This is a genomic window from Nocardia sp. NPDC055165 (assembly GCF_053606985.1).
This window is the reverse complement of the sequence record NZ_JBSGSS010000003.1, coordinates 421,238-439,433: the sequence shown is the minus strand read 5'-3', so window position 1 is coordinate 439,433 and position 18,196 is coordinate 421,238. Positions and strand designations below refer to the sequence as shown.

Sequence of the window (18,196 nt, the reverse complement as noted above, 5' to 3'; positions counted from 1 at the left end):
TCGCCTATCCGATCGGGTGGTGCACGGTGACGAGCTTGGTGCCATCGGGAAACGTCGCCTCGACCTGCACGTCGTGAATCATCTCCGGCACCCCCTCCATCACATCCTCGCGGGTGAGCACCGATCGCCCCGACGACATCAGTTCCGCCACGGTCCGCCCGTCCCGTGCTCCCTCGAGCACGTGATCGGTGATCAACGCGATCGACTCCGGATGGTTCAGCTTCAACCCCCGCGCCTGCCTGCGGCGCGCCAGCTCGGCCGCATAGCTCAGCAGCAGCCGTTCCTGCTCGTGCGGCGACAGGCGCATACGTTCTCTCCTCGGCGGGTCGTGGTCGGTGAGCGACATTCTGGCACGCCGCCCGGCTGCGCGGCGACCGCCGCCGAGCGCGACCGGGGACGACCCCGAGGCGATTAACGAGATGTTAACGATGGGTCCGGGATCGGCCAGGGAACAGCCAACTCACCGGCCGAGCGGCGGGTGCGCCTGTGCCGCGGATCGCCGCGCCACGAATATCACTGGAGCACACCACGACGCGCCCGTACCGTCACACCCATGAACGAGTGGACCGGCCTGCTCAACGTGGTCGACGTGGAAGCCACCTGCTGGGCGGGCGACCCGCCCGCCGGACAGGTCAACGAGATCATCGAGATCGGGATCACGGTGGTCGATCTCGCCACCCGGACCAGGGTGAGCAAGCACGACATCATCGTGCGCCCGACCAGGTCCACGGTGAGCGATTTCTGTACCGAGCTCACCACCCTCACCCAGCAGCAGGTCGACAAGGGTGTCGAGTTCGGTGAGGCGTGCCGCCGGCTGGCCGACGAGTTCGCGGCAGGCGAGCGGCCGTGGGCGAGTTGGGGCGATTACGACCGCAAACAGTTCCGCGCCCAGTGCGCGGCCACCGGCGTCGACTACCCCTTCGGCCCCGAGCACACCAACGCCAAACAAGTCTTCGCCGAGTCCTACGACCTGCGACGACGCCCCGGCATGGACCACGCGCTCCGGATCGCCGACATCCCCCTCGAAGGCACCCATCACCGCGGTGACGACGACGCGTGGAACATCAGCGCGCTGGTCGTCGAGGTACTCGGCCGCGGCGGTTGGCGGGTCACCACCCTCGACTGATCCGAGGGCTACAGCCTCCGGAACTCGCGGATCACAGCCGAGCCAGCACTCTCACCGTTTCGCCGAAAAGCTTGATAGCCGCCGCGGAGTCGAAGGCAGGCCCCGCGGTGTCGAGCCGTGCGCCCTGCACGATCGCGACCAGTGGCTCCGTCGGCGGTTCATCCAGGACGCCCAGAATCGGACCGATCGCTTGATCGATCGATTGCGCTGTCGCGCGCATCGCCTCGATCCTCACTGCCATCTCCGCGTCGTAGTCGCCCGACAGGCCGGTATCGACCACACCGGGGTGCAGCAGGACATAGCGCACGCGCGTCGAGGACGATCGGCGCGCGAACTCGATACCCAGTAGATCGTTGAGCTGTCCACCCTGGGACAGGGCACGCAACCCGTGGTAATCACGCTCGAAACCCCAATCGTCCCAGCGGATCTCCTCGGTCCCGCTGCCTGGCCCCGCCACGTTCAAGACGACCGGGTCGACCGCGGAGTCGAACAGATCGATCAGTTCGTAGCTCAGCACGAAGCGACTCAGGTAGAACAAGGCGAAGGTGTATTCGAACCCCTCCACCGTGACCAGCCGCTCGGAGCGATAGTGCCGCGCGCACAGCACGAGGGCATCGAGTCGGGTGAAGTGGGCGCGCACGGACTCGATCGCGGTGCGCGTCTCGGCGATCGAGCTCAGGTCCGCCCGCACGAAATGCGCACGTCGGTCCGCGCCGATGGCCGCCGCCGCGGCGAGGAGGTCCGCGCCCTTCGCGGGATCGCGCCCGATCACCACGACGGCATCGCCCTTGGCGAGTCGGTCCAGTGCGACCGCTCGCCCCAACCCGTCTGTCCCGCCCGCGACTACAACGTGCTTCACAAGGACCGATGTTATCGATCCCGGTACGCGGATGCCACCGGGATCGTACAGAAAGTTGAACTCACAGGTTCAGACCGGAACGACGCCGAACCCGGCACGGCCGGGGGCTCCGGACCGCTAGGCGGCGAGGTTCTGGAGGCGGACCTGGCCGCGGGCGACGGTGCGGCCTTCCGCGTCGGTGATGACGACGACCCAGAGCTGCTGGCTGCGGCCACGGTGGATGGGGGTGGCCTCGCCGGTGAGGACGCCCTCGCGGACCGCACGCAGGAAGTCGGTGTTGTTGTTGACGCCGACGACCGAACCACGCTCGCCGAACCAGACGCCGCCGCCGACACTCGCGAGAGTTTCGATGATGGTGCAGTAGACGCCACCGTTCTGGATACCCGCGGGCTGATGCAGTTCGGGACGCACCTGCCATTCACCGCGAACCCGGTCGGGGGTGACCTCGGTGTAGCGCAGGCCGATGAGGTCGGTGAAGGTGCCTTCGCTGGCCTTGGTCATCAACTCGGGGGTGACATCGGCCAGGGACAGGGGCGTTTCGCTCATACCGTCCGGTTTACACCATCCGAAACGGCGCTCAACAGCCGGTAAGACGTAGCGGCGGGCTCCGTCTCGAAAACGGAGCCCGCCGCGGCAGGATGGCGGAGTCGACCGCAGCCCTCGGGACCACCGGCTCATCCATACGCCGAGATCAGAGTAGGTCAGGCTTACCTAAGTCGTCAAGTGCTCGCGGATTTGTCTCATTAATGTCTCATAATTCGTCTCATAATTAGTCTTTGAGATACCGATACACGGTTGCTCGCGAGACGCCGAGCGTGGCGGCGATCTCCGCGGCGCTGCGGTGCTCGACCCGGCTCATCCTGCGCGCCGCGGCTACTCCCGCTTCGTCGAGCAGTGCGGGCCTACCACGGTGCACCGCAGCAGCATTCATGTCGTCGGGGTACAGCAGATCTACCCCGGCCAGCACTTCCGCACGCAGAGCCGTCGGCGATTCGTCCGCGAACAACACCACCGGGTCGCTGAGCACGCCCAATGCCTGCACGGCGCGCACGCGATCGGACAGCGTCGGATTCGGTCCCGCTACCAGCACATTCGCGGCCAATACCAAGTCGCGGAACCGTTCGAAGATGCTGCCCGACGCGGCGAGCGCGAGATCGTTGACGTTGAGGCGCAGCAGATATCGATGCTCGATGTAGACCTCGAGAATGCCTTCGAGCGCCTGCCTGCGGGCGACCCGCGGATCGGGGTCGGCCGCCGCGGCCAAGGCGGCGGCGAGGGCGACGAGCAGCGGCTCGGCCAGTCCGGCGAGAATGTCGTACTTGCTCGGAAAGTGGTAGAGGACACCAGCCTTGGAGATGTCGAGCTGGTCGGCGATCGCCCGCACCGTCGTGCGGTGGTAACCGTGGGCGCTGAACAGATCCATCGCGACGGCAAGAATGCGCTCCCTGGTGCCGACCGCTGCGTCATCACTCATCGGCGCATTCTATCCCTTGACTGACCATCGGTCAGGAGCCTACGGTGAGAACTGACCAACGGTCAGTCACTGAGGAGTCGTCATGTCGACCAATCCCCGCATTCTCATCTCCGGCGCCAGCATCGCCGGGCCCACTCTCGCCTACTGGCTCGCCCGCCAGGGGTTCCGTCCCACCGTCGTCGAACAGGCTCCGGCGCTGCGCGCGGGCGGCAACGGCGTCGATCTGCGCGGCGCCGCGGTCGGTATCGCCGAATCCATGGGGGTGCTGCCCGCGTTGCGCGACCTCGCCACCGATATCCGGGCGCTCACCTTCGTCGATGCCGAGGGACGACGAGTCGCCGGTATGCCGACCAGCACCTTCGACGAGCCCGGCGATATCGAGGTGATGCGCGGCGACCTCGCCCGCGTTCTCTACGACGCCACCGCGCACGATGTCGACTACCGCTTCGGCGACACCGTCGACACCATCGCCCAGGACGGCGACACGGTCCAGGTGAGTTTCGCCGGTGGCACCAGCGCGGAATTCGACCTGGTCGTCGGCGCCGACGGATTGCATTCGCGCGTGCGCAATCTCGCGGTGCTGAGCGAGGCCGAGGCGGCGCACCCGCTCGGCATCGGCTTCGCGACCGCCACGGTGGATGTGAGCTTCGGCGCGCGGCGAGAGGTGACGCTGCACAATACGGCGGGCCGCGTCGCCGGGGTGTATCGATCCGGCAATCACCGAGACGCGCAAGCGTTCTTCGCGTTCCGCACCTCGCGCGAGTTCGACTTCCCGCGCGACCGGGAATCACAGATCGAGCTGTTGCGCGAGCAATTCGCCACCGCCGGCTGGGAAATCCCCACTCTGCTCGACGCCGCCACCGCCGATCCGACGTTCTATCTCGACGCGATGACACAGATCCGGATGCCGACCTGGTCGCACGGCCGCGTCGGCTTGGTCGGCGATGCCGCCTACTGCGCCACCGCGTTCTCGGGTTCGGGCGCCGCCCTCGCCATCGAAGGCGCGCATCTTCTCGCCACCGCCCTCGCCGAGAGCGACGGCCACACCGCTGCCTTCGCTCGCTACGAACACGCCTTCCGCCCGATCGTCCGTGCTCGCCAGCGCTCGGTCGGCCCCGGCAGCGCCATGCTCGTCCCCGCCACGAACACCCGGATCTGGCTGCGCAACCAGCTCACCCGGCTGATGGTGTTGCCACCGTTGGCCGCCCGTGTGTTCCGGGCGGACCCTCCCGCGGCGGCCCCGGCCGATCCGCTGCGGCGCGTGACGCGCCGGTAGCCCGGCCCTGGGCTTGCTCAACACGATCGCAATACTCCATGATCGCTGTACCTCTATGTTTTCCGAGGCTTGTGTCGATGGTGAAAGCTCATGTTCTGGGCGTACGACGACCAGGGGTGGGCGCGGCGAGAGAGGCAAGATTTCGTGAGTAGTAGTCGTATTCCCCGATGGGCCGTGCAGGCGGTGATGTGCGCGGCGGCGGTCGGGGCCGCGGTCACAGCACCTGTTCAGGCCGAACCACTGTGGCCCGGCGGGCCCGATGTGCCCGGCGTGCCCGCCATCATTCCCGCCCCGCCGCCGGAGCCCGTGGTGGCTCCGTGCAGCGAGAAAGCCCGTGCGTGCCTGCAGTTGTCGACCAACAACGCGTGGTTGATGGACAACGGCAAGGTCACCTTCGGGCCGAGCCCGATGTCACACGGCCGCCCCGGTTACGAAACGCCGCCCGGAGTCTTCAAGGTGGCCTTCAAGAAGCCGTTCCACTGGAGCACGCTGCACAACGCCCCCATGGAGTACGCGGTCTTCTTCAACGGTGACATCGCCTACCACATCGGACCCACCGAGGAGCAGTCCCACGGCTGCATCCGCCTCACCCCGGAAGGCGCCAAGGCGCATTACGAGTGGCTGGAACCGGGCGACATCGTCGAAGTCGTTCCCTGAGTTCTGCGTCGTGACAAGGGGAGGCCGGTCAGTCGCCGGCCTCCCCTTGTCACGTCACCGACGTGGTCAGGGCGTCGAAGAGCCAGAGTTGGGTGGTGCCGGAGGTGGCGGTTTCGCCGGTGAGAGTTGTTGTGAGGTGCCAGTATCGGCGGACTCGGTGGTCTGCGCCCGCGGCGTCGACGAGGAGTTGGCGGCGGAACGACGGGGTGTCGTGGCGGTCGCGGGCGGTGGCGTGGATCGCGACGTAATGGTCCAGTTCAGGGCCGGAGTGGGGTGGGTGGCCCGCGGTGACGAGGGGCGCGACCGCGACGCAGGCATCGGCTACGTCGAACAGGAGGCGCCGTTCGTCGCGGATGCCGGGGGTGCTGCGGTGCCGGATGGTGTCGTACACGGCGGTGGCGATATCCGGATTCGAGGCCACGGCAATCAGTTCCGCGTAGGCGAGGAGGTGTTCGGGGTGGGCGCCGGGTGCCAGTTCGGGGACGTTCATGCTCAGGAAACCGTCGATGGCCGCGGCCGGTAGCGGGGTGAGTTGGCGGCGCCAGAACGTGACAAGGACATCGTGGGCCGCTCGCGGATCGACCACGGCGGCAAGCAGATTCAGGCGTTCGTCATGCCGGTCGGGAGCGGCCGATTCGATGGCGCGCAGGAGCGCCCGACGACGATTCAACGCGTCGAGTTCGTCGTCGACGGCGACGCGTTCGGCCGCGATCACCTCGGCGAGCGAGCGAGTGCCGTCGAGCACGTCCTCGATCGCCGCCAGTCCGATGCCGAAGGAGCGCAGCCGGCGTAGCAGCACCAGCCGGTCGACCGCGCCGGGTTCGAACACTCGGTGGCCGGTGGGGGTGCGCGCCGCGTCCAGCAGGCCCGCGTCGCAGTAGTACCGGACCGTTCGCACCGCGACGCCGGTCCTGGTGGCGAGCTCGCCGATCGTCAGATATGTGATGTGAGTCACTTTCGCTGGCACCTCCACCTCGGTGGAACTCCTACGGTACCGAGGACGCCGACGCGAAGGAGAACCGACGATGACCCGACCGGACACGAGGAACGACACGATCTGGCAGGCCGTGGCCGACGAACGCACCACCCTGGTCGAATTGCTGCGCGGCCTGCCCGCATCGGCGTGGGACACCGCGTCCCTGTGCGAGGGGTGGCGGATTCGGGACGTTGTGGCGCACCTGGTGCTGGCCACCCGCGTCACGGTCGCGGCCTTGCTGGTGAACCTGATCCGCGCGCGCGGCAACACCGACCGCCTCATCCATGACACCGCTGTCCGGCACGCCGACCGGACACCGACCGCCGAATTGCTCGCCGAACTGCGCGCCACGATCGACTCCAGGGCCATCCCGATCGGCACCACACCGATCGATCGGCTGATGGATCTGCTGGTGCACGGGCAGGACATCGCCGTCCCGCTCGGCATCGACCGGGTGATGCCACCTACGGCAGCGCAACTCGCACTGGACCGGGTATGGACGATGGGCGCACCTTTCCACGCGCAGAATCGGCTGGCCGGATACTCGTTGCGAGCCACCGACAGCTCCTGGACCGCGGGCAACGGCGCACCGATCACCGGCACGGCGGCAGAACTACTGATGGTGGTCACCGGCCGCACCTCCCCCGATGAACGAGTCGACCGGCGGTAACCGCCGACGCGCAACTCCGGAATCCCCGACAGATTTCACGTAATACTCTGCAGGGCAATGGATACAGCGATCCGCAGCACCCGGCGAACTGGGGCTGCGGATCGCTCTCGGTCGACGAGATCGCGCGACCGTCAGACAGCGACGGTGGGTCGCTCGGCGGCACCGCCTGCCGCCGAAACCTCCTTTGTCTCCACATTTTCCGGCACCGAGGTCGCCCCGGCCGGGATGCGGCGCAGCAACGCCACCGCCAGCACCGCACCGGCGGCCGAGAGCACAGCAGCGGTCCACGCGGCGGCGTTCAGTCCGTTGGTGAACGCTTCCCGAGCAGCCAGTACGAGCGAATCGGCGAGGTCGGCGGGCAGCGACTCGGCCGAACTCAGCGCTGCCGGAAGGGTTTCCGAGGCGGCTCCCTCCGCCTCGGACATGTCGGCGCGGTAGATGGCCGCGCCCACGCTACCGAGTAGCGCGACGCCCAATGCCACGCCCAGGTCGCTGGCGGTGCTGTTCACGGCCGAGGCCGCGCCTGCCTTCTCCGCCGGGGCCGCACCGATGACCAGGCCCGGGATCAGTGCCATCGCCGGGGCGATGCCCGGGTAGAGGACGTAGAAACCGACGATGAGCAGCGGTAGCCCGGCAACGCTACCGACCTGGGTGAGCACCAGGTAGCCGACCGCCGAGACCGCCAGGCCCGCGGCGATGAGAGAGGCGGGACGAATGCGGCGAGCGAGCGCGGGGGTGACGGTGGAAACGATGACCAGGCCGATGGCGGCGGGCAGAATCCACAGCCCCGCCTGCAGCGGCGACTGGGCCGCGACCAACTGCAAGTACTGGGTGAACAGCAGGTATACCCCGCCCAGGGCGACGGCGGCCAGCATGTACACGCCGAGCGACCCACTGAACGTGCGATTCGCGAACAGTCGCACGTCGAGCAGCGGATCGGCCAGCCGCAACTGCCTGCGGACGAAGACCACCGCGAACACCACACCGGCGAGCAGCGTGAGCAGCGATTCGGCGGCGAATCCGGTCTCGGCCAGCTTCTTCACGCCGTAGACGAACGGCAGCAGCGCGGCCAGCGACAACGCGACACTGATCGGATCGAGTCGACCCGCGCTCGGCGCACGGTATTCGGGAATCAGCACCGGTACCGCGGCAACGACGACCAGCATGACCGGCACACCGATGAGCATCGACGCACCCCACCACAGCGAAGCGAGCATCAGACCACCCAGCAGCGGCCCGAGCGCCACACCCGCCGACACCGACGCGGCCCAGAGACCGATGGCGGTGGCGCGCTGCCTGTCGTCCCGGAACATGGTCGTGATCAGCGACAACGTGGCGGGCATGACGGCAGCCGCACCGAAGCCCATCACCGCTCGGGCGGCGATCAGCAGTTCCGGGCCCGGCGCGAACGCGGCCAGGATCGAGGCGGCGCCGAACAGCACGGCCCCGGCCAGCAGCAGTCGGCGACGGCCGAGCCGGTCACCGAGGGTGCCCATGGTGACGAGGAAACCGGCCATCACGAAACCGTAGATGTCGTTGATCCACAGCAGCTGACCGCTGCTCGGCGACAGATCGGCGGCGATATACGGGGTAGCGAGGAACAACACGGTCATGGTCAGGAACAGCAGGACTGTCGGCAGGAGCAGGACCGCGAGTCCCAGCCATTGGCGGGTACCTGCCCGCTCGGGGACATCGGTGAACTCGGACATCAGGAGTTTCCCTTCGAGGACGATTCGAACTGCGACCGACTGTGCCGGGCCGTGCTGCAGGAACCCTTCGGGTCGACTCCAGACGACCTCGAGCGGTTACGTGAGGCGATGATCGAGGCGCGGCGGGGCTCGCCGTGCGTGGTCGGGTCGGCGGCCGGGCCGTTTAGGGTGGGTGACATGCGTTTCGGAGTGCTCGGTCCCTTGGCGGTCTGGACCGACGAGGGACGATCCGTGCGGGTTCCAGAGCTCAAGGTGCGGGTTCTGCTCGGCGCGCTGCTGGTCGAACCGGGCCGGATCGTGCCCACCGACCGGCTCGTCGAGCATCTGTGGGATACGGCCCTGCCCGCCAACCCCGCTGGTTCGTTGCAGACACGAGCCTCACAATTGCGCCGGGTTCTCGGCGACGCCGAGGTGGGCGGGCGCGAGCTGCTGGTCTCACGCTCCCCCGGCTACCTGCTCGAGGTCGCCGACGGCTCGGTGGACTCCCAGACCTTCCAGCGTGTGCTCCATCGGGCGCGTGCCACCGACGACACCGCCACTCGGGCAACGCTTCTCACCGAAGCACTGGCGTTGTGGCGGGGCGAGGTCCTGGCCGACCTCGCCGATCACGAGTTCGCGCGAATCCCGGTGCTGCGGTGGGAGGAACAGCGCCTCACCGCGGTCGAGGAACTCGCGCAGACCCGGATCACCCTCGGCGAGCACGATCAGGTCGCCGACGAACTCGGCGAACTCACCGAGCTCCATCCGCTGCGGGAACGGTTGCGCTCGGCCCACATGCTGGCGCTGTACCGATCGGGACGACACGGCGAAGCCCTGGAAACCTACCGTCGGCTGCGCGAACACCTCGCCGAAGAGCTCGGACTCGATCCCAGTCCCGAGCTCACCGCATTGCATCGTGCTGTGCTGGAACAGGATCCGGCTCTCGGCGCGCCCGCGCGGCCCGCACCCGCGACACCGGTGACACCACGCCGGAACCTGCCCGTCGCGCCCACCTCCCCGATCGGGCGCGCGGACGATCTCGCCGCGGTCGAGGCGCTGGTCACTGCCGAACGACTGGTGACGCTCACCGGGCCGGGCGGTGTCGGCAAGACCCGCCTGGCACTGGCCACCGCGGCCGTGCATCCGGCGCGCGACGGCGTGCTGTTCGTCGAGCTCGCCGGACTGTGCCTGGGCACTGACACCGACAGCGCGCTGACGACGATCACCGAAGTCGTGGCGGGCGCCTTCGATGTCCGCGACGATTCGGCCGGTTCGAGCCCGTTCCCCGCGCCCGGCAACGGCACTCAGCTCGACCATCTCGCCGAGGCGGTGCGGGCCAAGCAGGTGCTGCTGGTGCTGGACAACGGCGAGCACGTCGCCGACGCGGCCGCCACGGTGGTGTCACGCCTGCTCGCCGCCGCACCGGAACTGCGGGTGCTGGTCACCAGTCAGGTGCCACTGAATATCGCGGGCGAGCACATCCGGCCGGTGGCGCCGCTGGCCCTGCCCACCGCACCCGCTGCCGGACCGGGGTCGCGCGAGGTGGAAACCTCACCTGCCGCACAGCTTTTCGTCGAACGGGCCCGCTCGCGCGCGCCCGGCTTCGCCGTCACCGACGACAATGCGGCGGCGATCGCGACGATCGTCACCCATCTCGACGGCCTGCCGCTGGCACTGGAACTGGCGGCGACGCGGGTCCGCGCGCTCGGGGTGCACGTGCTCGCCGAACGGATCGAGGACCGTTTCACACTGTTGTCGTCCGGCTATCGGGACGCACCCGATCGCCAGCGCACCCTGCGCGCGGTGATCGACTGGAGCTGGGAACTGCTCGATGAGCCAGAACGTGCTGTGCTGCGGCGGCTTTCGGCCCACGCCGACGGCGGCACGCTGGAATCGGCCGAAGCCGTCTGCGCCGGTGGCGACATCGCGGTCGCCGAGGTCGCGGAGTTGCTCGCTCGTGTGGTCGAGCGCTCCCTGATCATCACCCCCGCCACCGATACCCGCCCGCGCTACCGGCTGCTGAAGTCGGTCGCCGCCTACGGTGCGGACCGGTTGCGCGACAGCGGCGAGGAATCCGACACACGAGGGCGCCATCTCGCCTACTACCTCGCGTTCGCCGAACTGGCCGACCAGCACCTACGCACCGGTGACCAGCGCCGCTGGCTGTCTCGGCTCGACGCGGAGTCGGCCGACCTGCGACGGGCACTCGAGACCGCCCGTGCCGCGGGCAGGTCCGAGGACGCGCTGCGGCTGGTCAACGCCCTCGCCTGGTACTGGGTGATGCGCGGACGCCTCGCCGAGGGCATCCGGTCACTCGGCATCGCTCTCGCGGTATCCGGCGAGACCGAGCCCGCCACACGCCGGGTTGCCCTGTTGTGGCGCGGCGCTCTCGAGATCGGCGCCGGCCGTACGGTCGATTCTCTGCCGGCCCTCGCTGCGCGACCCACGCCCGCCGAACTGCGTGCCCGCTGGTACCTCGCGCACGTCTACTCCGGATTCGCCGCCCACCAGGGCATGGACGACGCGGCCCACCTGCGAGATGCCTTCGCCGACAACGCCGATGACTGGGGCATCGCGGCGGCCTCGGTGTCGCTGGCGCGCGACGCCTTCGCCCGCGGCGACCTGATCGGCCTGAGCGAGCACGCCGAGCGGAGCCGGGAGCTGTTCGCGAAGGTGGGCGATCGCTGGGGTCAGGCCATCGCCGGATTCCTGCTCGGCAGCCACGCCGAGGTGACCGGCGACCTCGACACCGCCCGTGACCACCACCGCGGCGCGCTGGCCACTGCCGAGGAACTCGGCCTGTGGACCGAAGTCGGCGAGCGGCTCACCTCGCTCGGCCGGATCGCGCTGCTGCGCGGTGAGCTCGACCGCAGCGCCGAACTGCACGAACGGGCCCGTCGGGTGGCGGTCGACCAGGGACACCTCGTCGGGGAAGAATCCGCGGTACTCGGGCTCGGTCTGGTCGCGCGCCGCCGCGGCGACCTGGCGGCGGCGCGCGAGTACCTCGGCACCTGGCTGGACTGGCATCTGCGGGCCGGGTCGCATTTCGGCGCCGCCCTGATCCTCGCCGAACTGGGCTTCACCGCCGAACTCGCCGGTGACGCCGGCGAAGCCGAGCGCCAGCACCTGCGTGGACTCGCCTGCGCCCTGCGCACCGGCGACCCCCGTGCCCACGCACTCGCGCTGGAAGGCCTGGCCGGAGCCCGGTCGCTCGCCGGATCTTCCGCCCACGCCGCGCGGCTACTCGGTGCCGCCGATGCGCTGCGTCGGTCCACCGGCGCCCCGCTGCCCGAGGCCGAACGCGGCGACGTCGACCGCATCGAGGCACGCATCCTCGCCGACATCGGAACGAACCAGTTCGCCGACAACCTCGCCAAGGGTGAGCGAGCCGAACCCTCGACCCTGCACCTCGCGCAAGTCCCGAACCGGCCCTGAGCCCACTGCGGATGCTGTCGACCGACCTCGATCGCCTCGAGTAGGCCCTGAGTCCGTCCGAAGCCCTCCCGGGCACGGTGAATCCATGACTCACACCGTGACCGACAGCCCCGATCCCTCGGTGACCGACCACGTCCGCCGCTACCTCGCCACCGACGGGCGTGCCGGCTTCCTCGACGGCGGCACCACCCACCTCGTCCTCACCACCGTCGGCCGCCGCGCCGGCGTGCGCGTCGAGGAGCGGTAGTGAGCAACCGCACCCGCGCCCACGTGCACACGTTCGCCGATATCAAACCCGATTTCGACGCCATCGTCGGCGCCGTCAACTACGCGACCATGACCACCGTCGACGCCAAGGGACGCCCACGGTCGCGCGTCCTGATTCCGGTCTGGGAAACCGATACCGACCACCCGGCCGGCTGGCTCGGAACCTACCGCACACCGGTGAAGGCCGCCCATATCGCGGGAAATCCGCATGTGACGTTCTCCTATTGGAGCCCGGCACAGAACACCGTCGCCGTCGACGCGGTCGCCGAATGGACCGACGACCCCGGCGAGCGCGCACACGTGTGGGACCTCTACCGGCACGGCAGCCCTCCCGGCGCCGGCTACGACCCCGGACAGTTCTGGCAGGGTGCCGACGACCGGGCCTTCCAGGTACTTCGCCTCACGCCGTGGCGCATCCAGGTGCTGCGGCGACAAGATCTGGTCAGCGGAATTCCGGCACGTCTCTGGCGCGGCCAACTCCAGGGGGATTGACAGATCTGGCGGCGAACGCGGTCGTTCATCGTCGGATCTGACGGGACTGGACGTCCGTACAGGTCACGGCGCGATTCTTCGTGACGGGTACCAATACCCATCGGCACTTCCATCAGGAAGGATCTCTGCCCGAATTGCGCGAATCGGACGATTTCCTTGCCGTAGGAAATGAGCGGAGCTACGTTACCCCCATCACAACAGAGATCTGATTGTGATCCACATCCCGGCCGACGGTACGACCATTTTCCGGCGGGATGCTTACCGATCATGCAAGGAGATTCACCATGGGTTCGCTGACGGAAATAATGATGGCCGCAATTGCGGGACTGGGCTCGATGGTCGAGGGCGACGGCCTTCTCGCGGCCTTCCTCGGCTCGGTCGAGGCCTTCTTCCCGTAAACGCGCCACCCGGCCAACGATAATTTTTTCATCACCCGAGGAGAAGACACATGGGATCCCTGTACGAATTGATGGCGACCGGCGCAGGCAGCTTGAGCGACGCCGTTCTGCCTTTCATTCAGGCGCTGATCACGGTCAGCGGCGGCACGCCGACGCCAGGTAAGTAATACACGGCAACACAGTCGGGGGCGGGCCGTTGACGGTCCGCCCCCGACCCATTCCTACCCACCATCCATGCCTGTGTCAACGCGTCATTTCAATAGCTGATCGACATGATTCATACCGGGTCTGCGTCGGAAAAAGGAGGATGACCGACATCGGCCTGATCGCCGGACATCCAGCACAGCGGCGAACCACTCGACAACAGACAGCTACGGAACTACGGCCGTTTCGCCCGATGCGGCCAGAACCCCGCATCGAAGAACCTCACGCCGCAAGCCACCGGCCCCAGCCGCCCAGCCTCACCGAACCACCGCAGATCAGACTGTCCAGAACCGATATCAATCCCCCTTGACATACTTGTGGCGAACGGGATCGTTCGCGGCCAGATCCCTGTTTACCGTGCCAGACAGTCGCAGTAACTACAGGTCACACGCAGTCCGGACAGAGAAGATGGCAACCGCCGAGCAGCTTCCATCAGGAATGAAAAAAATGAACGATTCACAGTGAGTGAAACATCGCCTTGCCACACATCTGCGACGGCGCTACGTTACCGGCATCACATCAGTTACCGATGGTGATAACCACCCGAAGCGAGGGGGCCACCCCAGTTCCGGGGGCTAGACAACAGCGCAAGGAGATACACCATGGGCTCATTCGATGAGCTGCTACTCGGCGTCCTGGGCGGAATGGCGTCCGCGAACTCGGGCGACCTCCTGCTCGGGACTTTCCTGGGCTCGGTGGAAGCGTTCTTCCCGTAACCCGACAACCCGTCGGCACCGTCGATTCAGCCCAGATGCTGAATTTCCCCATATTCAGGAGTAACACGTGGGATCCTTTTACGAATTGTTCGCGACGGGGATGGCCAGCCTCGGCAACGGCGCGCTGCCGTTCGTCGACGCCCTGATCAGCCTGAGCGGCGGCACGCCCATCGGCGGCGCATAACCACTGGCCGAGCGGGCAATCGCCGTCGATTCCCGACACTTCACAGCCATTTATCCGGCTGTGATCAGACCTTTCACACGAGCAAGGAGTTTTACGATGGGTTCACTGACCGAGATCATGATGGCCGCCATCGCCGGACTGGGTTCCGCGGCCGAAGGCGACGGCCTGCTCGCCGCCTTCCTGGGTTCGGTAGCAGCCTTCTTCCCGTAAACCCGGCCCACATCGGCACTTCGGCTCGTTCACCGAGCCTGATCCACCTCATCACCAGGAGTTAGACATGGGTTCCCTCTACGAACTGATGCAGACCGGCGCCGGCAGCCTCAGCGACGCGGCTCTGCCCTTCATCCAGGCGCTGATCAGCGTGAGCGGTGGCACGCCCACCCCGGGCAAGTAGATCCAGCGCAGGTAGTTCAGCGCGGTACGGGGCCGGCCGCGGCGTGGCCGGCCCCGCTTCCGCCCCGAGAAGTCAGCAGGCTCGCAACACCATGAAGAACGAAATGCTCCGCGCGATCATGTCGGCCGTCTGCGTCCTGGCGCTGGCCTCGACGCCCCTGTTCGTCGACCGCGCGCAGGCTTCGGCCGCGCCCGGCGCGCGCCTGATGAGCCAGACACAGTCCGGCCAGGTCGCCGACATCAGCGTCTACTCCCCCGCCATGGATCGCACGATCGCCCTGCGGGTGCTCCGGCCGGTCGACACCTCGACCCCGGCACCGACGCTGTATCTGCTGAACGGCGCGGGCGGCGGCGAGGATTCGGCCAACTGGCCCGGTCAGACCGATGCCGGTGGGTTCTTCGCGGACAAACACGTCAACGTCGTCATCCCGATGGAAGGTGCGTTCAGCTACTACACCGACTGGCAGCGACCCGACGCCGGCCTGGCGAAGAACCTCGAGAACAACGGCAACAACATGTGGACGACGTTCCTCACCCGGGAGCTGCCGCCCGTGATCGACGCCGCCTTCGGCACCGACGGCGTCAACTCCCTCGCCGGTATCTCGATGGCGGGAACCTCGGTCCTCGATCTCGCGATCCGGGCGCCCGACCTGTACCGCAGTGTCTCCGCGTACAGCGGGTGCGCGATGACCAGCGATCCGATCGGCCGGGCCTTCGTCTCCCTCGTCGTGCGGATGGGCGGCGGCAACACCGAGAACATGTGGGGTCCCGAGACCGACGCCGCCTGGCGCGAGCACGATCCCTACGTGCAAGCCCATCGTTTGCCGAATATCCCGATCTATATTTCCGCGGGCACCGGGTTGCCGGGACCACACGACACGTTGTCGAATCCGCGCGTGCATATCAACGGAAAGAATCCGACTTCGATTCTCACGAATCAAATGCTCGTCGGCGGCGGTATCGAAGCCGCGACGGCGTATTGCACCGCGAATCTGGCGCAGCGCACCCGAGAGCTCGGCCGCACGAATATCACCTACAACATCCGACCGACCGGTACCCACTCGTGGGGCTATTGGGAGGACGACCTCCACGCCTCCTGGCCGATGATGGCGACAGCCCTGGGCATATGAGCGCCGAACTCCGGGTGGGCTCCCGGCGACTGAGTCCGCGCGACGCGGTGTTCGTCTACGACGAGACCGACCGGCATCTGTCGAACATCGTCGCGGTCTACTTCGCCGACGCGTCGGGCCACGCCCCGCTGACGATCGCCCAGGTACTGGACTGGGCGCGCGCGAGCATCGGGCACGCGGAACTGTTCCACCGGCGCTTGCGGCGCGTCCCGATGGATCTCGATCTGCCGTACTGGGAGCCCGACCCGACCCTGTCGGTGCGCGACCACGTCACCCTGGACCTCCCCGGTTCGTGGGACGACGCCCGCGCCCGGATCGCCGAGATCACCTCCGCCCGGATGGATCTGACACGACCACCATGGGAGATCCATGTGCTGGACCGCGTCGAGGGCGTACCGGCGATGCCGGGCACGACCACGGTCGTGGCGCTGAAGTTCCACCACAGCGTCGGCGACGGCGTGGCGACCCGGGCACTCGAGCGGCGGCTGTTCGGCACCGAACCCGCCCCCGCGATCCGGCTCGACGAGGCGCGGCCGCTGACCACCGCGGCGCGCACCGCGGGCGCGCTCGCGGCGGCGCCGGTACGCTTCGTCGCCGGTCTGCGCCGTGCGCGGAAGGCGCAGGACGAGCTGCGGGCCCTGATCGATGCGGGTACCGTCCACGATCCGGTCGCCGAGCGCCCGGCCACCCGATTCAACCGGGACATCGGTGCGGAGCTGACCTTTCACCTGTTGCCGATCCCGATGTCGGAGGTGCTCGCCGCGAAAACCGCGGCGCCCCACCGGGTCACGATCAACGACCTGATGCTCACGACGATCTCCGGCGCACTGGCCACCTACCTCGCCGAGCACGACGAAACACCCGACGGCGCGCTGGCCGCCATGGTGCCGATGTCGATGCGCGGTGTCGCCGAATGGGATTCGGCGAATCAGCTCAGCCAGATGATCGTCGACCTGCACACCGACATCGCCGACCCGATCGAGCGGCTGACCGCGATTCAGCAGTCGGCGGGCCGCGCCAAACAGCGCACCGCCGACCCGGTGGTGCAACGCACCGACCGGCGGGTGCAGACCGCGCCGGCGCTGCTGCTGCGCGCCGCCGGATGGGCAAGGGCGCAACGGCGTTTCGACGACGCGGCGACAGTGCCGTTCTGCAACACCACGATCAGCAACGTGCCGCCGGTGACCGACACCCTGGTCTTCTGTGACAGGCCGGTTCGTCGAGCGGTCGGGTCACTGCCCATCCTCGACGGCGACGGCCTGCGTCACCTGATCACCTCGCAGGGTGAGGAGATCGTCATCGCGGTCACGACGAACGCCGCGATGATGCCGGACCCGGAGCACTACGGCGAGTTGATCCTCGCCTCGTTCCGCGCACTGGCCGCCGCCCTGCACGTCCTCGGAAAAGCGGCGCCGACCAGCGCCTGAGCGGCGGCCGCTCGACCCCGCCCGTATCCGCGATCACCGGATTCGCGCGGCGGATACCGACGTGAGATCCTGATGATCAACCGTCCAGATATGACTAGCGCTGCAGGCAGCTGCTGCGGCGCACCGGGAGACCGCGTTCCTCGAAGGCACCGAGCAGCAGCTGGCCACGGCGCGCGCCCGCGGAGACATCGGCGCGTGCCAGATCGGGGACGTAGGTCGCCGCGCCGATGATGGATTCGCCCACGAGGGTCCAGAACCGGCGAGCGGGCAGACCGGAGCAGCGAGTGAGGACCGATTGCAGCGGGATCAGCGACGACGCGCAGCGTTGAGCGAGCCAAACCGCCATGGCGGCTTCACAGGGGAAGGCGACCGCACCCGGCTCGGGATCGCAGTCGACGACGCGAATCGTGGTGTCGGACAAGCCCGCCCAGTCGATGCCGCCGTCGTTGTCGTGGTGGATCCACAGGTTGTCGCGGCCCGGATCCCAGGCGTGCGCGTCCATCACGAACAGTGCCGTGACGCGGCCCGCCACGGCGTGGATGAGCGCGGTGGCCACCACCTCGGCGGCGATCTCGTCGTTGATCATCTCCGCGGCGTGCCGTCGGTACATCAGCTCGACGCGGCCCTCGGACAGCCCGTTGGGCACATGCCACCATCGCCGTTTGCCCTGCCCGCTCATCGCCGCGACGGCATACACGCGCGGATGCTCGGGTTGCAGCGCTTGCAACCTGGCACAGGCGCGGTCGAACGCGGCGGTGGTGCGGGAAGTAGCGGTGGTGACGGGCTCGGACATCGAACCTCCTCGAACGTTGGTTCCCGTGACG

At 67.9% G+C, this 18,196-nt stretch carries 16 protein-coding genes; 9 read left to right on the top strand and 7 right to left on the bottom strand.

All coding sequences use genetic code 11. From position 1 onward, the window contains the following. Nucleotides 1-4 precede the first annotated feature (4 nt). Nucleotides 5-307, bottom strand: a complete 303-nt coding sequence (locus ACWFRF_RS08800) for an urease subunit gamma (protein ID WP_101467224.1) — start codon at nt 305-307, stop codon at nt 5-7. Nucleotides 308-553: 246 nt separating this feature from the next. Here ACWFRF_RS08800 and ACWFRF_RS08795 point away from each other — a divergent pair, with 246 nt between their 5' ends. Further along, a complete protein-coding gene (locus tag ACWFRF_RS08795; RefSeq protein WP_452449387.1) occupies nt 554-1,126 on the top strand; it encodes an exonuclease domain-containing protein in 573 nt (190 codons plus the stop codon). 31 nt (nt 1,127-1,157) lie between these two features. On the opposite strand, the gene ACWFRF_RS08790 is transcribed toward ACWFRF_RS08795, so the two are convergent. The 3 genes from ACWFRF_RS08790 to ACWFRF_RS08780 all read right to left on the bottom strand — a co-directional run bounded on the left by ACWFRF_RS08790 (nt 1,158) and on the right by ACWFRF_RS08780 (nt 3,459). Beyond that, nucleotides 1,158-1,985, bottom strand: coding sequence for an SDR family NAD(P)-dependent oxidoreductase (locus ACWFRF_RS08790; RefSeq protein ID WP_452449385.1), 828 nt, complete (start codon nt 1,983-1,985; stop codon nt 1,158-1,160). A 117-nt stretch (nt 1,986-2,102) separates the two neighbouring features. Beyond that, on the bottom strand, nt 2,103-2,486 hold the full coding sequence (locus ACWFRF_RS08785; RefSeq protein WP_378988477.1) for a PaaI family thioesterase: 384 nt from the start codon (nt 2,484-2,486) through the stop codon (nt 2,103-2,105). A gap of 268 nt (nt 2,487-2,754) precedes the next feature. Continuing rightward, on the bottom strand, nt 2,755-3,459 hold the full coding sequence (locus ACWFRF_RS08780) for a TetR family transcriptional regulator (RefSeq protein ID WP_378988415.1): 705 nt from the start codon (nt 3,457-3,459) through the stop codon (nt 2,755-2,757). 82 nt (nt 3,460-3,541) lie between these two features. On the opposite strand from ACWFRF_RS08780, the gene ACWFRF_RS08775 reads away from it, so the two are divergent. Together ACWFRF_RS08775 and ACWFRF_RS08770 are read left to right on the top strand one after the other, a co-directional pair. Then, the gene (locus ACWFRF_RS08775) at nt 3,542-4,735 is read left to right on the top strand and encodes an FAD-dependent monooxygenase (RefSeq protein ID WP_452449383.1); all 1,194 of its coding nucleotides are present in this window, start codon (nt 3,542-3,544) and stop codon (nt 4,733-4,735) included. Nucleotides 4,736-4,879: 144 nt separating this feature from the next. Continuing rightward, nucleotides 4,880-5,392, top strand: coding sequence for a L,D-transpeptidase (locus ACWFRF_RS08770; protein WP_378988419.1), 513 nt, complete (start codon nt 4,880-4,882; stop codon nt 5,390-5,392). Between the two features lie 49 nt (nt 5,393-5,441). Here ACWFRF_RS08770 and ACWFRF_RS08765 read toward each other — a convergent pair whose 3' ends face one another. Further along, complete coding sequence (locus ACWFRF_RS08765) at nt 5,442-6,347, bottom strand: MerR family transcriptional regulator (RefSeq protein ID WP_452449381.1); 906 nt, start codon at nt 6,345-6,347, stop codon at nt 5,442-5,444. A 70-nt stretch (nt 6,348-6,417) separates the two neighbouring features. On the opposite strand from ACWFRF_RS08765, the gene ACWFRF_RS08760 reads away from it, so the two are divergent. Continuing rightward, on the top strand, nt 6,418-7,038 hold the full coding sequence (locus tag ACWFRF_RS08760) for a maleylpyruvate isomerase family mycothiol-dependent enzyme (protein ID WP_452449379.1): 621 nt from the start codon (nt 6,418-6,420) through the stop codon (nt 7,036-7,038). Between the two features lie 131 nt (nt 7,039-7,169). Here the strand turns inward: ACWFRF_RS08760 and ACWFRF_RS08755 are convergent, their stop codons facing one another. Then, a complete protein-coding gene (locus ACWFRF_RS08755) occupies nt 7,170-8,747 on the bottom strand; it encodes an MFS transporter (RefSeq protein ID WP_452449377.1) in 1,578 nt (525 codons plus the stop codon). Nucleotides 8,748-8,924: 177 nt separating this feature from the next. Between ACWFRF_RS08755 and ACWFRF_RS08750 the strand changes: the two genes are divergently transcribed. From ACWFRF_RS08750 to ACWFRF_RS08730, 5 genes are all read left to right on the top strand, one after another. Continuing rightward, nucleotides 8,925-12,161, top strand: a complete 3,237-nt coding sequence (locus tag ACWFRF_RS08750; RefSeq protein ID WP_452449375.1) for a BTAD domain-containing putative transcriptional regulator — start codon at nt 8,925-8,927, stop codon at nt 12,159-12,161. A gap of 85 nt (nt 12,162-12,246) precedes the next feature. Further along, entirely contained in the window at nt 12,247-12,408 is a 162-nt protein-coding gene (locus ACWFRF_RS08745) for a hypothetical protein (RefSeq protein ID WP_379318583.1), read from the top strand. After that, entirely contained in the window at nt 12,408-12,920 is a 513-nt protein-coding gene (locus ACWFRF_RS08740; RefSeq protein ID WP_378988432.1) for a pyridoxamine 5'-phosphate oxidase family protein, read from the top strand. Before ACWFRF_RS08745 ends, ACWFRF_RS08740 begins: the two co-directional genes overlap by 1 nt. Before the next feature lie 1,987 nt (nt 12,921-14,907). After that, the gene (locus ACWFRF_RS08735; protein ID WP_452449372.1) at nt 14,908-15,945 is read left to right on the top strand and encodes an alpha/beta hydrolase; all 1,038 of its coding nucleotides are present in this window, start codon (nt 14,908-14,910) and stop codon (nt 15,943-15,945) included. Beyond that, nucleotides 15,942-17,372: a wax ester/triacylglycerol synthase family O-acyltransferase gene (locus ACWFRF_RS08730; RefSeq protein WP_452449370.1), complete on the top strand. Its 1,431-nt coding sequence runs from the start codon at nt 15,942-15,944 to the stop codon at nt 17,370-17,372. The genes ACWFRF_RS08735 and ACWFRF_RS08730 overlap by 4 nt, the downstream gene beginning before the upstream one ends. Before the next feature lie 94 nt (nt 17,373-17,466). Here ACWFRF_RS08730 and ACWFRF_RS08725 read toward each other — a convergent pair whose 3' ends face one another. Continuing rightward, nucleotides 17,467-18,165 carry a hypothetical protein gene (locus ACWFRF_RS08725; RefSeq protein ID WP_378995192.1) on the bottom strand — a complete coding sequence of 233 codons (699 nt, stop codon included), beginning with the start codon at nt 18,163-18,165 and terminating at the stop codon, nt 17,467-17,469. Nucleotides 18,166-18,196 lie beyond the last annotated feature (31 nt).